Origin of the sequence: Nocardia sp. CA-084685 (genome assembly GCF_050955785.1) — a bacterium.
Classification (GTDB): Bacteria; Actinomycetota; Actinomycetes; order Mycobacteriales; family Mycobacteriaceae; genus Nocardia.
In genome coordinates, this window is the sequence record NZ_CP192094.1 from 7,921,491 (window position 1) to 7,938,253 (window position 16,763).

At 65.7% G+C, this 16,763-nt stretch carries 20 protein-coding genes; 11 read left to right on the forward strand and 9 right to left on the reverse strand.

The genetic code is table 11. The features are described from left to right. Window positions 1-7 precede the first annotated feature (7 nt). From ACQP2U_RS35280 to ACQP2U_RS35290, 3 genes are all read right to left on the reverse strand, one after another. Entirely contained in the window at window positions 8-235 is a 228-nt protein-coding gene (locus ACQP2U_RS35280; protein WP_433711472.1) for a hypothetical protein, read from the reverse strand. Between the two features lie 56 nt (window positions 236-291). Continuing rightward, a complete protein-coding gene (locus ACQP2U_RS35285; RefSeq protein ID WP_433711473.1) occupies window positions 292-540 on the reverse strand; it encodes a hypothetical protein in 249 nt (82 codons plus the stop codon). A gap of 121 nt (window positions 541-661) precedes the next feature. Further along, entirely contained in the window at window positions 662-1,294 is a 633-nt protein-coding gene (locus ACQP2U_RS35290; RefSeq protein ID WP_397035943.1) for an O-methyltransferase, read from the reverse strand. A 339-nt stretch (window positions 1,295-1,633) separates the two neighbouring features. On the opposite strand from ACQP2U_RS35290, the gene sigE reads away from it, so the two are divergent. The 8 genes from sigE to ACQP2U_RS35330 all read left to right on the forward strand — a co-directional run bounded on the left by sigE (window position 1,634) and on the right by ACQP2U_RS35330 (window position 8,178). Continuing rightward, window positions 1,634-2,362 (forward strand): RNA polymerase sigma factor SigE, encoded by a 729-nt coding sequence (sigE, locus tag ACQP2U_RS35295; protein ID WP_433711474.1) that lies wholly within the window; start codon window positions 1,634-1,636, stop codon window positions 2,360-2,362. 88 nt (window positions 2,363-2,450) lie between these two features. Next, window positions 2,451-2,837 carry a hypothetical protein gene (locus ACQP2U_RS35300; RefSeq protein ID WP_397035940.1) on the forward strand — a complete coding sequence of 129 codons (387 nt, stop codon included), beginning with the start codon at window positions 2,451-2,453 and terminating at the stop codon, window positions 2,835-2,837. A 10-nt stretch (window positions 2,838-2,847) separates the two neighbouring features. Further along, complete coding sequence (locus tag ACQP2U_RS35305; protein WP_433711475.1) at window positions 2,848-4,443, forward strand: S1C family serine protease; 1,596 nt, start codon at window positions 2,848-2,850, stop codon at window positions 4,441-4,443. A 55-nt stretch (window positions 4,444-4,498) separates the two neighbouring features. Beyond that, entirely contained in the window at window positions 4,499-4,915 is a 417-nt protein-coding gene (tatB, locus tag ACQP2U_RS35310) for a Sec-independent protein translocase protein TatB (protein WP_397035938.1), read from the forward strand. 265 nt (window positions 4,916-5,180) lie between these two features. Continuing rightward, complete coding sequence (locus tag ACQP2U_RS35315) at window positions 5,181-6,035, forward strand: hypothetical protein (RefSeq protein ID WP_433711476.1); 855 nt, start codon at window positions 5,181-5,183, stop codon at window positions 6,033-6,035. A 234-nt stretch (window positions 6,036-6,269) separates the two neighbouring features. Beyond that, a complete protein-coding gene (locus tag ACQP2U_RS35320; RefSeq protein WP_433711477.1) occupies window positions 6,270-6,806 on the forward strand; it encodes a hypothetical protein in 537 nt (178 codons plus the stop codon). 25 nt (window positions 6,807-6,831) lie between these two features. Then, window positions 6,832-7,032: a hypothetical protein gene (locus ACQP2U_RS35325; RefSeq protein WP_433711478.1), complete on the forward strand. Its 201-nt coding sequence runs from the start codon at window positions 6,832-6,834 to the stop codon at window positions 7,030-7,032. A gap of 69 nt (window positions 7,033-7,101) precedes the next feature. Further along, a complete protein-coding gene (locus tag ACQP2U_RS35330; RefSeq protein ID WP_433711479.1) occupies window positions 7,102-8,178 on the forward strand; it encodes an XdhC family protein in 1,077 nt (358 codons plus the stop codon). A gap of 67 nt (window positions 8,179-8,245) precedes the next feature. On the opposite strand, the gene ACQP2U_RS35335 is transcribed toward ACQP2U_RS35330, so the two are convergent. Both ACQP2U_RS35335 and ACQP2U_RS35340 read right to left on the reverse strand, forming a co-directional pair. Then, window positions 8,246-9,469 carry an FAD-dependent monooxygenase gene (locus ACQP2U_RS35335; RefSeq protein ID WP_433711480.1) on the reverse strand — a complete coding sequence of 408 codons (1,224 nt, stop codon included), beginning with the start codon at window positions 9,467-9,469 and terminating at the stop codon, window positions 8,246-8,248. 18 nt (window positions 9,470-9,487) lie between these two features. Continuing rightward, window positions 9,488-9,916 carry an alpha/beta hydrolase gene (locus tag ACQP2U_RS35340; protein ID WP_433711481.1) on the reverse strand — a complete coding sequence of 143 codons (429 nt, stop codon included), beginning with the start codon at window positions 9,914-9,916 and terminating at the stop codon, window positions 9,488-9,490. 108 nt (window positions 9,917-10,024) lie between these two features. On the opposite strand from ACQP2U_RS35340, the gene ACQP2U_RS35345 reads away from it, so the two are divergent. Both ACQP2U_RS35345 and ACQP2U_RS35350 read left to right on the forward strand, forming a co-directional pair. Continuing rightward, window positions 10,025-10,780: an alpha/beta hydrolase fold domain-containing protein gene (locus tag ACQP2U_RS35345; protein ID WP_433711482.1), complete on the forward strand. Its 756-nt coding sequence runs from the start codon at window positions 10,025-10,027 to the stop codon at window positions 10,778-10,780. Window positions 10,781-10,844: 64 nt separating this feature from the next. Beyond that, a complete protein-coding gene (locus ACQP2U_RS35350) occupies window positions 10,845-11,132 on the forward strand; it encodes a putative quinol monooxygenase (RefSeq protein ID WP_433711483.1) in 288 nt (95 codons plus the stop codon). A 130-nt stretch (window positions 11,133-11,262) separates the two neighbouring features. Here the strand turns inward: ACQP2U_RS35350 and ACQP2U_RS35355 are convergent, their stop codons facing one another. Then, the gene (locus tag ACQP2U_RS35355; protein WP_433711484.1) at window positions 11,263-11,583 is read right to left on the reverse strand and encodes a cupin domain-containing protein; all 321 of its coding nucleotides are present in this window, start codon (window positions 11,581-11,583) and stop codon (window positions 11,263-11,265) included. Window positions 11,584-11,646: 63 nt separating this feature from the next. Between ACQP2U_RS35355 and ACQP2U_RS35360 the strand changes: the two genes are divergently transcribed. Continuing rightward, a complete protein-coding gene (locus ACQP2U_RS35360) occupies window positions 11,647-13,056 on the forward strand; it encodes a PLP-dependent aminotransferase family protein (RefSeq protein WP_433711485.1) in 1,410 nt (469 codons plus the stop codon). A 240-nt stretch (window positions 13,057-13,296) separates the two neighbouring features. Here the strand turns inward: ACQP2U_RS35360 and ACQP2U_RS35365 are convergent, their stop codons facing one another. The 3 genes from ACQP2U_RS35365 to ACQP2U_RS35375 all read right to left on the reverse strand — a co-directional run bounded on the left by ACQP2U_RS35365 (window position 13,297) and on the right by ACQP2U_RS35375 (window position 16,533). After that, window positions 13,297-14,685: an MFS transporter gene (locus ACQP2U_RS35365; RefSeq protein WP_433711486.1), complete on the reverse strand. Its 1,389-nt coding sequence runs from the start codon at window positions 14,683-14,685 to the stop codon at window positions 13,297-13,299. Between the two features lie 49 nt (window positions 14,686-14,734). Next, a complete protein-coding gene (locus ACQP2U_RS35370; RefSeq protein WP_433711487.1) occupies window positions 14,735-15,421 on the reverse strand; it encodes an SGNH/GDSL hydrolase family protein in 687 nt (228 codons plus the stop codon). Between the two features lie 116 nt (window positions 15,422-15,537). After that, on the reverse strand, window positions 15,538-16,533 hold the full coding sequence (locus tag ACQP2U_RS35375; protein WP_433711488.1) for an RNA polymerase subunit sigma-70: 996 nt from the start codon (window positions 16,531-16,533) through the stop codon (window positions 15,538-15,540). Window positions 16,534-16,763 lie beyond the last annotated feature (230 nt).

Consider the following 16,763-nt stretch of genomic DNA (forward strand, 5'->3'; position numbering starts at 1 on the left):
GAAATCGCTACTGCGATTTCGATGGACAGAACGGCGCACAGGCGCCGGGTGTTTTCGGCACGGTGGTGGCCGGCGACTTATCGCCGAAATCGGCGGTGACGACCATTAGCATCAGCACAACGGCGATACCGAGCACCAGCACAAGAATGATCGCCGACCGGCCCCAGTTGATCGGGTCACGATCATTATCATCGCGAAACACGCTGAACCTCTCCCCGATGGCCCCCTGGGACATCCTCTACTCCTTGGATACCCCGTCGGCGGCGGTTTCGCGCAAAATATTTCCGGCGGTTATCCCGGACCGGGCTGTGGTGGCGTGACGGTGCAGAACGGTTCGCACGGACCGGGAGTCAGCGGGACTTTTGTCCGCTCGGTGCCGAAATCAGCATTACTGACCCACACCAGCACCACCACGGCCAGCACCATGATGAAAATCAGCAGGCCGAGTGCGGGCAGCAGACAACCGCCGCGTTCTCGTCCCGCATTGATCGCGTGGCCGATATGGCCGATTTCTAGAATCTGGATTCCGCGCTCCCACATGGGCATACCTTGCCGTCGTCGAACCTGGCATGAGCTCGAATACCCGTCCGGGGGCGGCGAAATCAGCGCCCGGCTGACGAAATCCGAACGCGCCCAACGTTTATGAATAGCCGAACAGTTACTAGCCGCGCGATGCGCAGAGCAGACCGTCACCGACCGGGATCAGCACGCTGGTGAGTTCGGGATCCTCGGCGATCGCCCTGGTCGCGGCGCGCACGGCCTGGGTCGCGGGATCGCGCTGGGTCTGGTCCGGAACCCGGCCGCCGAGCAGCGCGTTGTGCAGCAGGATCGCGCCACCCGCGCGCAGCAGCCGCACGGCCTGGGTGACGTATTGCGGATGCTCGAGCGGAGCCGCATCGATGAACACCAGGTCATAGGCACCGTCGGCGAGCCGGGGCAGTACATCGAGGGCACGGCCGTTGATCAACCGAGTACGCGCGGGCGGGATCTCGGCGGTGCGGAATGCCTCCCTGGCCGCCCGCTGATGCTCGGGTTCGGAATCGATCGTGGTCAGGGTCCCGTCCTCGCGCATGCCATCCAGTAGCCACAGCCCGCTGATCCCCGCGCCCGTCCCCACCTCGACCACCGCGCGTGCGCTCAGCAACTGGGCATACATGCTCAGCAGGGCGCCGACCGAGGGTGGTACGGGTAACGCACCGAGTTCAGTGGCCCGCTCACGCGCGCTGACGAGGACCTCGTCTTCCACGACGGATTCCTCCACGTAGGAGAGATTTCGCTCCAGATTCGATGCCACGCCTATGAATCTAGGGCACGAAGTCGCAAGTTTGGCTCATCGGTGAAGCGTTATCCCGTGGCCGTGCGATTAATTGTTTGTCGGGGGCGGGGGCGGATTCTCAGGTGTCCCTCAGGATCCCCTCACCCTCGGCATATCGAGGGAAGAAAGAGTATGGGCAAGCAAGACCAGCCGACCGCGGCACGGGGCGCGGGAACAACGACATACCGATCGACTGTTGTAACCGTCCATGACGATCCGAGACCCGGATCGCCACTAGATCCGCAGCCACGGTCTCGAGTAGGAGGTATCACCATCCACATGGACAGAGGGTCATTTTCGGCGCTCCCGGTGCCCTCCGTGGCTACGCCAGCTACCGCCTCCTGGGACGTCGCTCACGCCGGGGCGGCGCGCGAGTTCGCCACCCTGCCAGCGCAAGCTCTCCCGACGGAAGCAGCGCAAGTTCTCCCGACGGAGGCCGAAATGCACGACGATGACATCAACGAACTCGAGCTGACCGGCACTGCGGCCTTCGACGCGACGGGCGATCGTTCCGCGATGCCGTCCTGGGACGAGCTGGTCCGCGAACATGCCGACCGGGTGTACCGGCTGGCCTACCGACTTTCCGGCGACGCTCAGGACGCCGATGACCTGACCCAGGAAACCTTCATCCGGGTATTCCGTTCACTGTCGAATTACCAGCCGGGCACCTTCGAGGGCTGGCTGCACCGCATCACCACAAATCTGTTCCTGGACATGGTGCGCAGGCGCAACCGGATCCGGATGGAGGCGCTACCGGAGGATTACGACCGGGTGCCCGCCGAGGGCCCGAGCCCGGAGCAGGCGTATCACGACGCTCGCCTGGATCCTGACCTGCAATCCGCCCTGGATTCGTTGGCTCCGGAGTTCCGCGCGGCGGTCGTGCTCTGTGATATCGAGGGTCTGTCCTACGAAGAGATCGGTGCGACCCTCGGTGTCAAACTCGGCACCGTGCGTAGCCGCATCCACCGCGGCCGTCAGGCGCTGCGCGACTACCTTGCGCATAATGGAAGTGAGCAGCGGTTCGCCGCTGACGCGAACCTGGGGTGATCCGGCGCGAGCCGTAAGCACCCGGCGGCCGGATATCCGTCCGGTCGAGCGCAGAAGTGGATGAGTCGGTTGGAAGGGTGAGCACTGAATGAGTGGCGACGCCAGCACGTCAGGTCGTCCCCGTTTCCGTCCCACCGAGCATCTGGCCAGCGAGGCGATCGCGGCCTATGTGGACGGCGAACTGCGGATGAATGCCTATCTGCGTGCCGCCCAACATCTTTCCGTGTGCCCCGAATGCGCGGCGGAGGTCGATGCACAGCAGCAGGCGCGCATCGCACTGCGTCGGGCCGGTCAGGTGTCGATTCCGACCGATCTGCACGACAGCCTCACCCGCATTCCGCTCGCCGAACTGCCCGGCGGCGCGACGAGCGCCACCGCCCGGCCGCCCGCCGGAAGCTCCCGAAACGAGGCGGTTTTCGGATTTCTGACCGATTCGTTCACCGCGACCCGGTGGACCACCTGGTGGCGCAAGTAGAGTTTGCCGAGTGACCACCGAATCGACGAATTCCGGGCCGTCGGAATCGCGGCCCTCCGCAGGCGACACGAACGATTCGGCAGCCCGGGGGAAGCTGGATTCACCCGCCCCGCCGGCTCCGCCGGCTACCACCCCCCTGAGGCCGTCGGATGCGCCGACCCTCGGACCGCGCCCGGTCTACCGCCCCCATGTGGACAATCACACGGCGAGCGCATTCCGCCGCCCCACCGGCCAGTCCGGTTCCTTCGGCGAGCAGCCGAGGTCGACCGGTTCGGCTGTGCCGCAGGTCGGTCCGGAATTGCACAACAGCCCGCCCGACGCGGTACTCGCCGAGGCCTTCGGACGCCCGGAAGGCTCCACCGAACTCCTCCAGCGTGATCCGGACGCCGCTGATACCGGCGCACCCGTGGCTGGTCCGGCCGATCCGTGGCGCGATCCGGATGCCGCCGCACGCCTCGGCGCACCCGCCGTCGCTACCCCGCGTCCCGCATCGCTGCCCCAGGCGCGCAAGCTCGCGGCCAGGGAGGTGCTCTTCGGTTCCCGGGTGGCGCCCAAGGCGCTGGCCCTGCTCGCGGCCGTCGCGCTGGCCATCGGTGTGCTCGGCGGCCTGGTCGGCCGGTTGACCGCGGAGGCGACGTCCCCTTTGACCTCACGCAAGGTCACTTTGGAGCAGTCCGGTGAGGTCGAGCGTCCGCACGGTCTGATCGCGAAAGTGGCCAATGCGGTGCTGCCCTCGGTCGTCTCGATCCGGGTCACGGTCGGCGACAACGGCGCGACCGGTTCCGGCGTGGTGATCGACGGTGGGGGCTATATCGCGACCAACAATCACGTGATTTCGATGGCGGCACAGGACAAGTCGAACCGGGCCGCCATTCAGGTGACCTTCTCCGACGGCAGTCGGGTGCCCGCCAATATCGTCGGACGCGATCCGAAGACCGACCTGGCGGTACTGAAGGTCGATGTGAAGAATCTCACTGTCGCCAATCTGGGCAAGTCCAAGGACGTCCAGGTGGGTGACGACGTGCTCGCGATCGGTTCGCCGCTCGGCCTGAGCAAAACCGTCACGTCCGGCATCGTCAGTGCCCTGCACCGTCCCGTGGCGCTGTCCGGTGAGGGCAGCGATACGAAGGCCGTCATCGACGCGGTGCAGACCGACGCCTCGATCAACCCGGGTAACTCCGGTGGCGCACTGGTCGACATGGAGGGCCGGGTAATCGGCATCAATTCCGCGATCCGCAGTGAGACCGGCGGTTCGGTCGGCCTCGGCTTCGCGATTCCGGTGGATATGGTGACCAATATCGCGCAGGCCCTGATCCACGACGGCCAGGTGCACCACCCCAAGATCGGTCTCAGTGCCCGCAGCAAGCAGGTCGCAAACGATGTGATGAGCGGTGCGGCCGTTGCCGATGTGGAACCCGGCGGACCCGCGGCCAAGGCCGGAATCGTCGAGAACGACGTCATCGTGAAGATCGGCGATCGCGAGGTGACCGGTCCGGACGAGCTGGTGGTCGCGGTACAGCAGCGCAAGATCGGCGAGACGGTGAACGTGCAGTTGATCCGCGATGGCAGGCAGGTGGACGTGCCGGTCACCCTGGAATCGGACTGAGCCGCGGATGCAATCCCGAGCGGCTCGGCAACGTCGGCCCAGGTAGCCTGGACTCGTGTTCAGCAACATCAGCTGGGGCGAGATGATCATCCTCCTCGTCGCCGCCCTCGTGATCCTCGGCCCGGAGCGACTGCCCGGGGCGATTCGCTGGACCACGCAGAGCCTGCGCAAGGTCCGCGACTACGCCAGCGGTGCGACCCAGCAGCTGCAGCAGGAACTCGGACCCGAATTCGAGGACCTGCGTAAGCCGCTGGCCGACCTGAACGAGTTGCGCCAGATGTCGCCGCGCCAGATGGTCACCAAACATCTTCTGAATGGCGACGATTCGGTTTTCCGCGAATTCGAGAAGGCGATCCCGGATAAGCAGGACCTGCTCGGCACCAATAGCGGCATGCCGGACTACCCGATGCCCAAGTTCGAAAAGCCCTTGGAGCACAACGAACGTCCACCGATCGATACCGACGCGACGTGAAGTTACCTTTGCCGTGCCTGCGGCGGGACCCCTAAGACTCGCTCCGTTGCGGGCGGTTATGCGAGACATCCGGCCCTGATGCACGCGGGCCCGATAGTCGAGACTCGCAAACTTCGGCGCATGCGCTTCGACTCCTCGGACATGCGACGGGCCGCGAACGGTCGCCCGTAAGACTCGCTCCGTTGTGGTTTCCAAGGGTCGCAACGAGTCTGTTACGTCAAGCAGACTAGACGCTTGATCGTGTCGAGATGTCTAGACTTCGCACATGTCGGCCGATGACGTGGCGCGCGTTTTCGCGATCGAAGATAAAGTCGAGCGACTCAAGGCAGCCACTGATGGGGTGGCGGCGGCCCAGCAGACCATCAATGAGCTGACCCGGATCCGCAGGGCGGTGATCAGGGAACTTCATGCCGAAGGCTGGACCTTCGCCAGAATCGGTGCGGCGGCGGGACTTTCCCGCGCGCGGATCCATCAGGTGAGTACCCAGGGGCCCGCACCGGAAGGTCTGTTTTTCGGACACGGATCGCTCACGGTAATCGCACCGGAGGTGCGCGGCGGCCGAGTGCTCGGTGCGCCGGATCCGAGTGCGGCACAACGGCTGGTGGAGCTACTGGGCGAACTCGGCTTCACCGCAGCGGTCGAACACTTCCTGCCGGGCCGACCCGTCGACCTGAATCGCGAGGGGCTGATCGTGCTCGGCGGGCCCGAACTCTCGCCCAGTATTCGTCAGCTCATCGCGGCCGATCCGCGATTGCGGCGTGCGGTCGCGCGGGCAGGAGATGCCCGGCGCGGCATCGAGGATCGGGCGGCCAGGCGGATATACCGGCCGGGCGGTCCGGAGCCGCACGATATTGCCTATGTCGCGCGCCTCCCGCGTCCCGATGGGCGTGGTACGGCGCTGATCATCGACGGTCTGCATCCGCCCGGCTCGCTCGGCGCAATCCGTTTGCTCGCAACCAGATTGGCGACCCTGCACGAACGCGCTGCGACACATCTGTTTTCGGTGCTGGTCGCGGTGCGCTACGACCGTTCCACCGGTGAACCGGTCGATGCGGATCTGCTCACACCGGTGTACCGGCATGATGCAGAGCCGAGATCGACCTCAGGCCTCCGACGCTGAAAAGTTCGACCGCCGGAAACCCTTTGGCAACCAAGTGGAGATCGGGGCAGCCGCGCGGTACCGCACGTTCAGCGGTGCGGCGCGATATTCGCTTGCGCCCCAACAACCCAGGTAGCTCACATTAAACCGCAATGAATCCGTGATGTGTCACAGTCACCAATAGCTTCCATATCGGCTCGATAACCGCAATGCTGAGTTAGCTAGCCAATAACTACGGCAATAGGCGGGTTTCCTATGAATGTTCGACGTTCGGTGCGTGCCCGTACCGCACTCGGGTTGGGCACCGAAGCGGGTAGTCCGCCAGCGGAACCGATGACCAGTACCCATCGATTCACCTACAGCAATCGACTCAGGGTCTTCATCGGTCCAGACGACTCCGTGATCAACTTCCTGCGCCCGCTGCGCCGACTGGACGGATTCGATTCCTATTCGGTGAATCTCACCCGGCTCCCGCATCCGATGCCCGCATCCGAGATCACGGCGACGCTCAGTGCCACGCCGGGCAGGAACTACGTGGAGTGCATCGGCTCGGCCGACGTGCTGGTCATCGAGCTGTGCACCGGGGCCGACGGGACGCCGCGCCGCTACCTGCTCGGCCTGCCCGGCGATCGGGTGGGCCACCCGGGCGTCGACGTGCCGAATGGAACCGAGCCGATGCGCGTGTACCCCGACGAGATCTTCGACGCCGAATATGCGGCCGAGATATTCGCCACCTACTTCCATACCGGGGATATCCCGGCGGGCTTCCAACTTCGTGCGGTTCTCGATTGATGTGCGGCGTCTGGAGCGGACGACCATGAGTGTCATCGTGATTGTGAGTGTCGTACTTGTTGTCGCCATGATCGCAGCGGTGGTCACCATGCTGGTGCGGCCGCGGCCCAACCGCATTCATCTGACTGTCGCGGATCTGCAGGCGCGGTTGGCCGAGGAGGCCGAGCGATTGCATTCCGACGGTGTCGAGCACGCAGCACCGCGGGAACTCGGGCGCAGCGCATAAGAACTGGTCGGTAGCTACGCTTGATGCCAGCGACGACGAAAGGGTCCGCCCGGGAAAGGATCGGTGGCCGTGCGCACGATGCTCGAGCAGTTGGTGCAGCTGGCCGATCGAGAGCCGGTGGCGTTGGCCCGCATCGTGGATGCGACTGGGCCGGGGCCACGCGAATTGGGCGCGGCGATGGTGGTTACCGCGGACGGCGAGGTGCACGGCTCGTTATCGGGCGGGTGTGTCGAGGCCACGGTGGTCCAGTCGGCGCGGGAAGTGTTGGTCAGTGGACATGCGGTGTCGGATCGGTTCGGGTATGCCGAGGCCGACGGTTTCGCGGTGGGGCTGACCTGCGGGGGTGAGATCGAAGTCTTCGTCGAGCGGGTCGATCAGACGAGGCTGCTGGTGCTTTCGGCATTGCGCACGGCGATCGCGGCTGGTGAGCCGGTTTCGCTGGCGACCACCCTGGATGCCGCGCCCGACTGGAAACTCTTGCGTCCCGGCGGCTCCGAGCCCTGGCGCGGCGTCGACCGCGACGCGCGGGCGCTGCTCGCTGCCGGACGCAGCGGTCTGGTCGGCTCGGACGAATGCGAAACGGTGCAGGCCCCGCGCCCGCGCGTCTTCGTCCAGACCTTCGCCGCCCCGGCACGCATGATCCTGGCGGGCGCCAATGACTTCGTGCGCGCCCTCGCCCGCACCGGTCGCCAGCTCGGCTACCGCGTCACCGTCGTCGACGCCCGCGAAACCTTCGCTACCCCTGCCCGATTCCCCTCCGCCCACGAGGTTGTCGTCGACTGGCCGCACCGCTATCTGAGCGCTGAGCACGCCGCCGGGCGTATCGACGCGCGCACCGTGGTCTGCGTGCTCACGCACGACACCAAATTCGATGTGCCGATGCTGGTGGCGGCCTTGGCTATCGATGAAATCGGTTTCGTTGGCGCACTGGGTTCGCGGCGCACGCATGCCGAACGCATCGAACGCCTGCGTGCCGCCGGTATCACCGACGATCAGCTCAGACGCCTGAAAAGCCCACTCGGCCTTGACCTCAACGCCCACACGCCCGACGAGACCGCGATATCCATCGCCGCTCACATTCTCGCCGAGCGCGGTGGTGCGTCAGCCCGGCCATTGGCACAAACCGAGGGCCCGATACACCATTGACCGGCGATCTACGCGTAGCCGGGGGCCGCACCCGGCTTGCTCAGCGCCCGAGAACGCATTCGACTGTTCAATGGTGTCCGGCGGCGACCGATTCGAATTCGCGGTAGTCCGTCAAGCTGATGGCGTCGGCCTTCTGAAGCGACTTGGCGATCATTGCGCGCAACGGTGCGGAGGTCATCGCCCGGACCGACAGGTTACGCATGGCGATGGCAGCGCGACTGGCGGGCAGGAAGCCGTTGACACCGCCGGGCGGCAGCTTTTGGCATTCGGTGACGTAGGGGCGCAGTACTTCCTGATAGCGGGTGAACGCGGTTGAATAGTCGTCGCGGCTTCGAGCCAGCTCCCCGGCCAGGACATACGCTCCGACCATCGCCATTGCCGTGCCGTTGCCGGACAGCGGTGAGCCGCAATACCCAGCGTCCCCGATCAGCGCGACGCGTCCGCGTGACCATCGATCGATGCGGGTCTGGCTGATGCTGTCGAAGAAGAAATCCGGCGCCTGACCCATCGAGCTCAGCAATTGCGGTGTGTGCCAACCCATTTCAGCGAACCGCTCGCGCAGAATCCGCTGCTGGCCCACCCGGTCGTGGCGGTCGTAGACCAGATCGGTCGCGGTGAAGCCGAACATGGCCTTGGCGCTGTTGGGCCCCTCGGGCCGGATCGCGGCGAGTAGGCCGCCGGGGGCGTTGTGCATGACAAACCAGTCTTCGAGCTGCAGCCCCTCGACCTGCACGGTGAAGTACGCGAGGTACGCACCCAGGTGGTGGACGAATTCGGACTCAGGTCCGAAAGCCAGCTTGCGCACGTTCGAGTGCAGGCCGTCAGCACCCACGACCAGGTCGAAGGCGCGTGATGCGTGGCGCTGGAAGTCGACCACGACGCCGTCGGGTGTTTCCCGCAGTTCGGTGATGGAATCACCGAACAGGTACTCGACGCCGTTGCGACTGGACGCGTACAGGATATCGGTGAGATCGCCGCGCAGGATCTCGATCTCGGCGACCGCGCCCGCACCGTCGAACAGTTCCGCAGGCATGCTCGCCTTCCATTTACCGTCGGCATCGACATAGGCCAGTCCGCGCTCGTGCACGCGCGCTCGTTCGATGGCAGGCAGTACACCCATCCGCTCGGCCACCTCCTTGGCCACGCCGCGCAGATCGACGGCCTGGCCGCCGGGACGAGGAGCGGGCGCTCGTTCCACGACGGTCACCTGGAATCCGTACCGGCCCAGCCAGTGGGCGAATGTCAGCCCGGCGATGCTCGCGCCGGAGACCAGAATGCTGCGATGAATCATGTTGTGAATCTCCTGAAGTCAGGGAAAGGGCAGTGGAGGTAGTAGGGGTGGCCAGCCGAACTGCTGAGTACGGCGGCGGACCGATTCGGCGAGAGCGCTGCCCGAGCCGCGGCCTTCGACGAGCAACCGGGCCGGGTCGGCGTCGAGTGCGGATGCGTGGTCGGCGGCCCACTCCAGGGTGTGCATCGCATCGGAGACGATCGCCGGATCCTGTCCGGAACGCGCGTAGCGCACCGACAGCACGACGAAATCGTGGCTGCGGCAGAGTCTTCGGCACAATGCGTCGAAATCGTCTGCTGGTTCCGGGCCGCCGATCTCGAATTGCAGCAGTAGCGGCCGCGGCGGCGGGCCGGTGGGACCGGGCCAATAGACCCTGGCGCTCCGGTCGTCGACGGTGGTGCGCAGGTGCAACTCGGCGACCCGGCACGGTGCTGATGCGGAAGGCATAGGCCAACGTTGGCACCCCGGGAGTACGGCAGGGAAGGTCCGAATGCGCATGGCAGTCTTGCGAGTACGGCATGACCGCGGGGGCGGTGAATCGGCACTACTGCTGAGATGAGTTCCCAGTCGGATGAGAGTGTGTCCGTTGCGCCGACCAGCCTGCCGACCACGCCGGACGCGATCGAACTGCGCCACCTCCGGGCGTTCGTCACGGTGGCCGAGGAGCTCAACTTCGGCCGGGCCGCCGCCCGGCTCTACGTTTCGCAGCCGGCCTCGAGTAGGCAGATTCGCGCGCTGGAACGACTCATCGGCTGTGACCTACTGCGCCGCACCACCCATCAGGTGGAACTCACGCTGGCGGGCGAGGCGCTGCTAGACCGAGCCCGCCGCATCATCGAGGGGGTCGACGAGGCGGTGGTGGCGACGCGAGCGGTCGGTGGAGAACTGCTGGCTCACATCACCCGCTATTGGGAGCTCTTAGGTGCGGCCGACGCCGAATTGCACGCGATGCGTACGGCATACGAGGATCTACACGCGCAGTTCCCGGCACCGCCGGAGATCTCGATCCGGCCGATCACCGCCGGCGGGGTATCGAGTCTGCTGCTGACACCCGCTCGCCCCGATGCCGGGACCGTGCTCTATCTGCACGGTGGCGGCTACATCGCCGGATCTGCCTTCGGCTACCGCGCGCTCGCGGGTGCGCTGACAGTTGCCGCCAACACCACCACCCTCGTGCTGGACTACCGCCTCGCACCCGAGCACCCCTACCCGGCTGCGGTCGAGGATGCCCTGCGCGGCTACCGCTGGCTGCTGGAAACCGGCACCGATCCCGGCCGGATCACCTTGACCGGCGATTCGGTCCACCGATGAGTTCCGGCGCGACTGGTCGTCATACCTTCGACCGACCGATTTCGAACTCAGACAGGGGCAGCAAATGGTCATAGTCGCAGGGCATCTCGTGGTCGACCCGGAACAGCGGAATTCCTACCTGTTCGACTGTGTGGGCATAGTCGAACAGGCTCGCCGCGCGCCCGGTTGCCTCGACTTCTCGATCTCTGCCGACCTGGTCGATGCGAGTCGCATCGTCATCTTCGAACGATGGGAGTCGCGGGCGGCCGTTGAGGATTTCCGTGGCGGGGGCCCTAGCGATGCGCAGAGTGCTGCGATCCGCGCCGCCTCGGTCGCCGAGTACGACGTCGCGGGCGTGCGCCCGCTGACATGAAAACCGTATGGGATCCGCAAAGCGGCCGCTCGCCGGCCACGCGCCAGCCGAATTGGCGGATCTTTATCGGCATGCAGCTCGAAGCGGCCATCACCAACTGTCTGATCGCCAGGTTCATGCCAGCGGGTTTTCAGTTGCCGTACTGTTTGGTTTCGGGTCGTTCGATCATGATCCCGTGAGCCGGTTCCTCGGCCACCGGCCGATGTTCGACTCCGCGCGGAACGACGAAGATTTCGCCGGGAATGAGCGTCACCGGCTCGTGGTCGTGTAGTTCGATGCGGAAGGTGCCGCTCCAGCACAGGAACAGTTCGTCCTCGTCGTGGTGGTGCCAGGGGAATGCGCCGTGGAAGCGGGCGATGCGTACCACGGCGTCGTTGGCAATGGCCAGGTCCCGCGGCTGCCATGGTCCGGTCAGGTCATCGACGACATCGGTGATGGAGATCTTGCTCATGACTTCATCCTCGCGGCGGCGGGGTCGTGCCCCTAGAGCCAATCGGGGCAGAATGGTTTGCGTATGGAGCCAATCGAACTTGCCGACCGGCTCGGTCGCTGGTCCGCCGACCGAGGGCCGCTATATCTGCTGTTGGCCGGGCGATTGCGGACGTTGATCGATGATGGTGAGCTGCGGTCGGGCCTGCTGTTGCCGCCCGACCGCAGGCTTGCGAAAGCACTTGCGGTGGGGCGCAGTACGGTCGTGGCGGCCTACGACCTGCTCAGTGTGGAGGGGCGGGTGGTGCGCCGCCAGGGTAGCGGCACCCGGGTCGCGGGGCCGGGAGCGCTCCCGGCCCGGGAGACCACGCATTCTCCGGCCTTTCTGCAGCTGCTCGAACCGGACGCCGATGTCATCGCGCTCGCCTGTGCCGCCCCAGCGACACCGCCGCCCGAGGTGGCTCAGGCGTATCGGCACATCCTGCCCGAACTCGCCGCCGCCGACGGCGACATCGGGTATCGTCCGACCGGACATCCGCTGCTGCGCACGACGATTGCCGATCGATACTCGGCACGTGGCGTGCCGACCGATCCGGAGCAGATTCTCGTCACCGGTGGGGGACAACAGGCGCTGTCTCTGCTCGCCCGCGCGCTGCTGCGGCCCGGCGACCGAGTACTAGTCGAGGCGCCGACCTATCCCGGTGCGCTGGAGGCATTTCGGGAGGTCGCTGCGATGCCGCGGACAGGTCCGGTGGGCCTGGGCGCGGTGACCCCGGCGACGCTCGCCTACATCGTGGCGACATACCAGAACCCCACGGGCGCGGTGCTTCCCGCGCTTGCCCGGCGGACACTGGTCGAGTCGGCGCGAACCGCCGGGGTGCCGCTGATCGATGATGAGGTGCTGACCGAACTCGGATTCCCGGGGACCGATCCGCCACCACCACCGTTGGCAGCCCTGGACGAGTCCGTGATATCCATCGGTTCGCTCAGCAAGATCGTCTGGGGTGGACTGCGCGTCGGCTGGGTGCGTGCACCGATCCCGGTGATCGCCCGGTTGGCCCGGCTGCGCGCCGTGCACGATCTCGGCGGCAATATTCCAGCTCAGTTGGCCGCTGCCTGGCTACTTCGCAATCTGGATCCGCTGCGTGAGCGAATTACGCAGGAGCGCAAGGAAAGTCACGATCTTCTGGTGGCCGAGCTGACCGAGCGCCTACCGGAATGGGAGGTCCCCACGGTGTCCGGCGGTCAGACACTGTGGATTCGGCTGCCCCACGGGGACGGCACTTCGTTCGCTCAGCGCGCCCTGCGGCACGGTGTCGCGATCCTGCCCGGCGCCGGCCTCGACGCCTCCGGCGGCAGCATCGACTACATCCGAATCAGCTTCGTCGCCAAACCCGGCAGCCTACGCGAGGCCGTACACCGCTTGGCCGAGGCATGGCGGAGCTATGACCCACCTGACCAGCCCGCTCCGGCAGTACCACCACTGGCTGTCTAGACCGATTCTCATATCGTTTCGACTTGTTCGTGCTGATGCACGCCATTCGGCATAGAGGTTCGCGTCACCGATGAGCTGTCAGCGGACCCATGCCGACTCGCGACAGCGGCAACCTGCAATCGGTGACAACTACCGCTGGCATCGCCCGCCGAAGGCACTGGCCTCGATCGACAGCGAGCGGCCCTGTTTCGGGACAGGACCGCTCGCAATATCTCTCGGTATAGCGGCGCGGGGACCTGATCAGGTCTGGTCCGCTGGGCGCTTCGGCAGCAGGAAGACGACAATGCCCGCTATGACAGCGATGACGAATGTCCCGAAGGACGCGACCGCGAAGGCGTGGCCCGCGGCGGCGACCCTGCCGACTGCCGCGGGATGGAATGAGCTGAAGTAGACCGCGCCGATAATGGCTACGCCTACTGCTCCCCCACACTGCTGAGCAGTGGACAACGCCCCGGACGCGACACCGGCCGACTCCGGCTCGACGCGGCTCAGCACCGTGTTGAGCGCCGGGGTGATGACCAGCCCGCCACCGATGCTCTGCAGAACGAGGGTGGGGATCACCAGCAATGGAGTGATTCGCGGGCCGGACATCAGCAGGAGCCCGGTCGCCAGGTAACCGCTCGCCAATATGATCGCCCCGATTTCCAGGACCCGTCGTCCATATTTCGGGATGGTCCGGCTCGCTACCATGCTGAATACGAAAAATGCGATGGCTGCGGGCGTGTAGACCAGCCCCGCGCCGAGCGCCGACATATCGAGGCCTTGCTGCATCGTTACCGACAAGGCCAGGTAATACGAGTAGATCAGCGCGTACAGGGCCAGGACGAGAATGATCCCGAGCGAGAACGAGCGCTGTCTGAACAGCGTCAGCGGTACCAACGGATCTCCGTCCCGCCGTTCCAGGTCCCGCTCGATCGCGACGAATAAGCCGAACGCGACCGCGCTGCCCGCGAAGCAAGCCCAGACCCACCATGGCCAGCCTGCCCCCTGTCCCTGGATCAGCGGGAGCACCAGGAGGAACAGTGCCGCGCTGAGCACCAGGACGCCGGGCATGTCCAGCTTGCGGGTGGCGGCTGAGCCTGTCTGCTGCACGTGTCGCACGGCGAGCGCGAGCATGACGATTCCGATCGGCACATTCACCCAGAACACCAGTCGCCAGCCGGAGTCGAACAGATTAGCGCCGATCAGCAGTCCGCCGATGACCTGGCCCCCGATGGTGGCCATACCGATGACGATGCCGAGCACGCCGTATACGCCGTGCCGCCGCGCCTCGGGCACCAGCACCGTGACGTACGCGAACACCTGGGGAACCATCAGGGCAGCTCCGAGGCCCTGGATGACACGTGCGGCGATAAGGCTGCCCGCGTTCGGTGACAGCGCGCACGCGACTGACGACAGCGTGAACAGACCTACCCCGAGAAGGAAAATCCGCTTGCGGCCGTACAGGTCGGCCAGGCGCGTAGCGGTAATGATGAAGACCGCGTAACTCAGCTGATAGCCCGCCAGAACCCACTGGATATCGCCGGGAGAGGCATGCAAGTCCGCCACGATAGAAGGGTCGGCGACCACGACGATGAATGAGTCGAGGACAGCAATGAATAGGGCGGTCAAGACAATCGATATCGTCATCCATGGAATCGCGTCGGCTTCCACTACCGGCTGGATAGCTGACCGCTGACTACTTGCCACGAGAAGAAGCCTCTTTCACTAGGGAATCAGCCAGCTTTTTGACCACCTCGGCCGCCATCACGGCCTGGCCCGAGGTCGAGAAGTGGATCCGATCCGCGCTGAGCAGGTTGTCGCGGTCGTTGATGGGGTGATCCCACATGTCCACCATGAGGGCGTCGTATTCGGCAGCGAGCTTGCGCACGATCTCGTTGACCGCCGCAACGCGCTCCGACCAGTCGGGGAAGACCGGGACGACATACGCCCTGCCGAGGGTGAACGTGGTCAGCAAAGCGCCGGTCCCCTTCGCCAGCTCGTACATCTGCCGAAGCGTTCGCTCGATCTCACCGAAATCCGGCCTGCGCCGCACGATGTCGTTGGCCCCGCATGGCAGGTGGAGCAGGTCCGGAGAGAACTCGAGCATGCGGGCTGCCTGGTTCTCGAGCGTCTGTGCGGTTGTTGCCCCGATCTCGGAGACATTGAGGTACTCCAGATCCGGACGGACCGCACGTAAGAGCTCAGCAACCCGGTCTGACCAGCCCCGATCCTGGTAGCCCGGGGTTTGATCGCCGGTTCCCGCCGAAAGGCTGTCGCCGATAACGGCATACCTGCCCCACGGGGCTCCGGTCAGCAATGCCACGGCATCCGCGTGGTCGAGGCAGAACGGGTCGTTCGACTCGGTCAAGGTGTGTTGCGCCATTCACAAGAGAATACGGTCGACCGTATGTTTTCTCAAGCGTTCGAGCGCATCGTTAAGTCGCGGACAATCTCATGGAGATCGGAAGGTGTTGGAACTCAATGCCATTCGGTTCGAGTTCAGTGTGCGAGCACGTCGGGGAAGCCGAACATCGCGACCAGCGCCGGATCGTGGAGCGCGATGACGCGGGAGACTCCGGTGGGAGTCGCGGCCAGCACCACGATGCCGTTTGCCCGGAACGCACCGTCGGCGTCGCGGTAGTAGATGACGGCGGCGGGCTGGCCATTGGCCGTGGTGGCCAGCATCCGCCAGCTACCCGGCGCGCCGAGCACGTACGCGTCGAGCACATGGATGCAATTCATCCGGCCCGCGTACCAGTCACGGAATGGCGTCGCCTCCAGCGTGGCGTCGGTGCGCAGCACTTGTTCCAGCAGACCGGCATCGGAGCGTTCGAAGGCTGCGATGTAGCCGTCGAGTAGCGCACGTGCCCGCTGGTCGGTTGGTTCGAGTAGTTCCTCGGGCTCCGGCTCCAGTTCGTCCAGCCGGGCGCGGGCGCGCTGCAGGCCGCTCTTGACCGCCGCGGTAGTGGTGCCGAGGATCTCCGCGGTTTCGGCCGCGGAGAATGCCATTACCTCACGCAGGATGAGGATCGCGCGCTGGCGAGCGGGTAAGTGCTGCAGGCTGGCGATTAGCGCCAGCCGTAGCGACTCGCGCGCGATCACCGCCGCGGCCGGATCATCGGCGGGCGGGGCGAGCCACCCGTCCGGCATCGGCTCCAGCCACGAAACATCTTCCGGCGCAACGCGACTCGGCGGGTGATCGGGTCCATCGTAAGGACCTGCCAGGCCCGAGGGCAGCACCCGGATCCGGCGCGGCCGCAACGCCGTCAGACAAACATTGGTGGCGATCTTGTAGAGCCATGCACGAATCGAGGCGCGGCCCTCGAATCCGGCATAAGACCGCCACGCTCGAAGATAGGTTTCCTGAACCAGGTCCTCCGCGTCGTGGGCCGAGCCGACCATGCGGTAGCAATGCGCCAGCAACTCCCGGCGGAACCGCTCGGTTTCGGCGGCGAACCGGTCCTTGTTCGCCGCCTCCAGCGCGTCCGCCGTCATGCCGCGAGTTTAGGTCGCCGCCAGGCGAGCGGACTCGCGATGGCATCCAAGTCAGCCACCGACAGGCGGTTGCCTCGCGGCGTCCGCTCGTGGCCCGCCGCCGGAGCCATCGACCGCTTCCGATACCGCTCAACCATTGCGGTGGATTGCCCGCTCGCCATGCGCTGCTCCTTGTCCCGATCGCTCCCGCCGCTCGGGACCGTCACCCATTACGACCGGGACGCTATTGC

What these genes read in the sequence shown, in the direction of transcription:
- ACQP2U_RS35280 (WP_433711472.1), bottom strand. Translation starts at nt 235, where the DNA reads ATGTCCCAGGGGGCCATCGGGGAGAGGTTCAGCGTGTTTCGCGATGAT.
- ACQP2U_RS35285 (WP_433711473.1), bottom strand. Translation starts at nt 540, where the DNA reads ATGTGGGAGCGCGGAATCCAGATTCTAGAAATCGGCCATATCGGCCAC.
- ACQP2U_RS35300 (WP_397035940.1), top strand. Translation starts at nt 2,451, where the DNA reads ATGAGTGGCGACGCCAGCACGTCAGGTCGTCCCCGTTTCCGTCCCACC.
- ACQP2U_RS35315 (WP_433711476.1), top strand. Translation starts at nt 5,181, where the DNA reads ATGTCGGCCGATGACGTGGCGCGCGTTTTCGCGATCGAAGATAAAGTC.
- ACQP2U_RS35320 (WP_433711477.1), top strand. Translation starts at nt 6,270, where the DNA reads ATGAATGTTCGACGTTCGGTGCGTGCCCGTACCGCACTCGGGTTGGGC.
- ACQP2U_RS35325 (WP_433711478.1), top strand. Translation starts at nt 6,832, where the DNA reads ATGAGTGTCATCGTGATTGTGAGTGTCGTACTTGTTGTCGCCATGATC.
- ACQP2U_RS35335 (WP_433711480.1), bottom strand. Translation starts at nt 9,469, where the DNA reads ATGATTCATCGCAGCATTCTGGTCTCCGGCGCGAGCATCGCCGGGCTG.
- ACQP2U_RS35340 (WP_433711481.1), bottom strand. Translation starts at nt 9,916, where the DNA reads ATGCCTTCCGCATCAGCACCGTGCCGGGTCGCCGAGTTGCACCTGCGC.
- ACQP2U_RS35345 (WP_433711482.1), top strand. Translation starts at nt 10,025, where the DNA reads ATGAGTTCCCAGTCGGATGAGAGTGTGTCCGTTGCGCCGACCAGCCTG.
- ACQP2U_RS35350 (WP_433711483.1), top strand. Translation starts at nt 10,845, where the DNA reads ATGGTCATAGTCGCAGGGCATCTCGTGGTCGACCCGGAACAGCGGAAT.
- ACQP2U_RS35355 (WP_433711484.1), bottom strand. Translation starts at nt 11,583, where the DNA reads ATGAGCAAGATCTCCATCACCGATGTCGTCGATGACCTGACCGGACCA.
- ACQP2U_RS35360 (WP_433711485.1), top strand. Translation starts at nt 11,647, where the DNA reads ATGGAGCCAATCGAACTTGCCGACCGGCTCGGTCGCTGGTCCGCCGAC.
- ACQP2U_RS35365 (WP_433711486.1), bottom strand. Translation starts at nt 14,685, where the DNA reads ATGACGATATCGATTGTCTTGACCGCCCTATTCATTGCTGTCCTCGAC.
- ACQP2U_RS35370 (WP_433711487.1), bottom strand. Translation starts at nt 15,421, where the DNA reads ATGGCGCAACACACCTTGACCGAGTCGAACGACCCGTTCTGCCTCGAC.
- ACQP2U_RS35375 (WP_433711488.1), bottom strand. Translation starts at nt 16,533, where the DNA reads ATGACGGCGGACGCGCTGGAGGCGGCGAACAAGGACCGGTTCGCCGCC.